The 2,472-nt window shown below is 65.2% G+C and carries 3 protein-coding genes and 1 pseudogene; 2 read left to right on the top strand and 2 right to left on the bottom strand.

Annotation, left to right across the window (positions count from 1 at the left end; all coding sequences use genetic code 11):
• Nucleotides 1-194 (bottom strand): annotated as a pseudogene (locus tag ABD331_RS60580) (IS630 family transposase); the annotation flags it as partial.
• A 148-nt stretch (nucleotides 195-342) separates the two neighbouring features.
• Nucleotides 343-1,134 carry a GntR family transcriptional regulator gene (locus ABD331_RS60575; RefSeq protein WP_344496672.1) on the bottom strand — a complete coding sequence of 264 codons (792 nt, stop codon included), beginning with the start codon at nucleotides 1,132-1,134 and terminating at the stop codon, nucleotides 343-345.
• Between the two features lie 78 nt (nucleotides 1,135-1,212).
• Between ABD331_RS60575 and ABD331_RS60570 the strand changes: the two genes are divergently transcribed.
• Complete coding sequence (locus ABD331_RS60570) at nucleotides 1,213-1,584, top strand: hypothetical protein (protein ID WP_344496670.1); 372 nt, start codon at nucleotides 1,213-1,215, stop codon at nucleotides 1,582-1,584.
• Nucleotides 1,585-1,702: 118 nt separating this feature from the next.
• On the top strand, nucleotides 1,703-1,912 hold the full coding sequence (locus ABD331_RS60565; protein WP_344496668.1) for a hypothetical protein: 210 nt from the start codon (nucleotides 1,703-1,705) through the stop codon (nucleotides 1,910-1,912).
• Nucleotides 1,913-2,472 lie beyond the last annotated feature (560 nt).

Below are 2,472 nucleotides of genomic sequence, written 5' to 3'. Positions count from 1 at the left end.
CTCCCCATCAGCGTCTTGATCAGGTCCAGCGTCCAACACTGGTCCTCGCCATAGCCCCAAGCCGGCGGCGCGCGCAGTAACGCGGCATCCAGCCACTCCCACCGGCGGGCATTCAGGTTCTCCACCGACACCGGGCCGCTGGACAACAGCACCGCCGCACCGCCCTCGCGCCATGCCTTACGCCAGCGCGTCACCGACCGTTCGTGCACCCACAACCATGCCGCGACCGTATTGGCCGACTCCCTGGCCTCGAACCACGCCCCTGGAGCAGGAGCGACGCGAGCGGGTACAGCTTCAGGCAGCCGAGCGGCTGCACCCGCCCTCGTTGCCCGCACCGCATACCTAAATGGATGGCTTGTCGGAGCCGGAGCCCATCTTGCCGCTGTAGACCAGTGTGAACCGGTCGGCCGGTACCACGATGTCAGCCGTCTCGACCTGTGTGCTTCCGGAGTAATACGTACGCTGGATCGCCGTCATGATCGAGCCTGGCGCGCGCTGAAGGCGCTCACACTCCTCGGCGGTCCCGAGCCGTGACGCGACCTCTTCCACCCAGTCGTCAATGGGCACGCCGATGCTCAGCATGCGCTCGGCTACTCCCCGGCCGGCCAGCATGCCGTCCTCCGGAAGGACGATCGGCGTTCCACGCGTGAGCACAAGCGGTTCCCAACTGGTCGAGAGCATGACCGGCTCCCCATCGGCCGAGAAGACGTAGTCGGTCCGGACCACATCCTCCACATCGCCCGTTCGCTCATCGAGGTTCAGCCGGTCGCGAATCTCTGGCGGAGCCTGGACGGTCCGCGAGTCATAGGTCCAGCCGGCCGCGCGGCCCTGCCTTTCCATGTCGCGCATAAACGGCGATCCGTACGGTGTCGATCGGTACCACGCCCGGATGAGGCGTTGCGGTTCCCGGGGCAACCGGACGAAGGTGCCCGATCCGGATCGCGCCACGGCCAGACCCTCGGAGACGAGCACCTTCAACGCCTCGGAGGCGGTGGAGCGCGAGATGCCGAGATCGGTCGCGAGCCCTGGTACGGAGGGCAGGCGATCTCCTTCCTGCAACTCTCCTGACCTGATGCGTTCGCGCAGTTGATCGGCGACTCGCAGGTACAGAGGGCGCTCGTCTTCTCGATTCACGCAGGTAGCTTGACAGCCTTACCGGGTAGCTTCAAGCTTATCGGTACACAGTGCAGCCTACCCGGAAAGGTTTGGCGTGTGACGTATCGGCAGAAGCTTCCGCCCAGTCTGGACAGCATCGACAGCGTGGGTATCTGGGCCCGTGACATCGCCCAGACCGAACGCCCGGAACTCGCCAGTGATGCCGAACGGATGGCCCGTGCGCTGGTGTCCGCAGCGATCCGGCGCACCGGACAAAGCGAGTACATCGGCACCCGGATCGAGGTGTCGGACGACAGCTTGCGGATCGAGGTTCACGATCCGGGAGGCTGCGACTACACCGGAGGCTTCGAGACGGCCGAACTGTCCAGCGCCACCACGTCCTTCGGCGCGTCCATAGACCGGAACGGGCATCGAGCGTGGGTGATCCTGCGTAGGCGCAGGGAGGCGCGTCATGGCCGCGGAGAATGATCGCGGAGACCGAGGCAGAACAGGAGCCGGGCCCAAGTGCCTGCAAGGCCGTCTACATGCGACTTCCGCGTACGACACGGTCGCTGATGACTTGCGCGGCGCCTTTAGACGTTTCTACGTGTGGCGCGACCAGCTCGGTGTCTGGCGGGCGAGGCCGCTGCCCAAACTGACCGCCGGCGAGATCGCCTACGGCATCAAGCCGCAGCTCAAAGCCGACACCCTCCTAGAGCTCGCCTTCGCCTGCTCATGGCAGCGATCCCGCCGCACCGTCTTCCGCTACTTGCAGGAGTACGACGTAGAAGTACCGAGTGGCCGTGTCGGCTCCTGAGCCGCCTGTACCGCGCTGGGAACCTTACCTGCGCCCTCGGAGGGATCACCTCCGGATCATTGAGACGTCATGCTGCGGCGTCTACGAGTGGGCGGGCCAGGGCGGCCAGTTTCTTATTCTCCGCGCCGCCGAATCTGAGGGCCACGAGGAGACCGGCAGGGGGCGCTACAAGCACGCGCGTCGGGTATGGATGAGGCTCATCGTGGAGCTCGAAAAGGGGCACAAATGCAAGGACCCTGACGATACCGACATCGACACTGGGTGACGCGCTCATGCCGATCAGGACCCAGAATTCAGAACGGTCCGCACATCTGCCCCTGGCTTCGCTCGGGGATGCGTAGAGCGTTCCAGCCCTGGGGTTCGTTGAGAGACCTTCGGACGTACTGAATTACCTGGTGCCTCGTCGCGTCCATGGCTCCATCGAGGGGAAGACGCTAGGTAGCTGGTGTTAAGAGGTCGATCCTGGTCGGTTGCGTCTCGATCGCGGTCTGCTGAGCCGGGCCTGCGATCGAGCTTGGGTGGCCCAACCATTTGCGGGGTTCGGGCCGGCCCTGCGCTGC

This window comes from Nonomuraea monospora, from assembly GCF_039531895.1.
Taxonomy (GTDB): Bacteria; Actinomycetota; Actinomycetes; order Streptosporangiales; family Streptosporangiaceae; genus Nonomuraea; species Nonomuraea monospora.
This window is presented reverse-complemented; position numbering and strand designations above follow the sequence as displayed.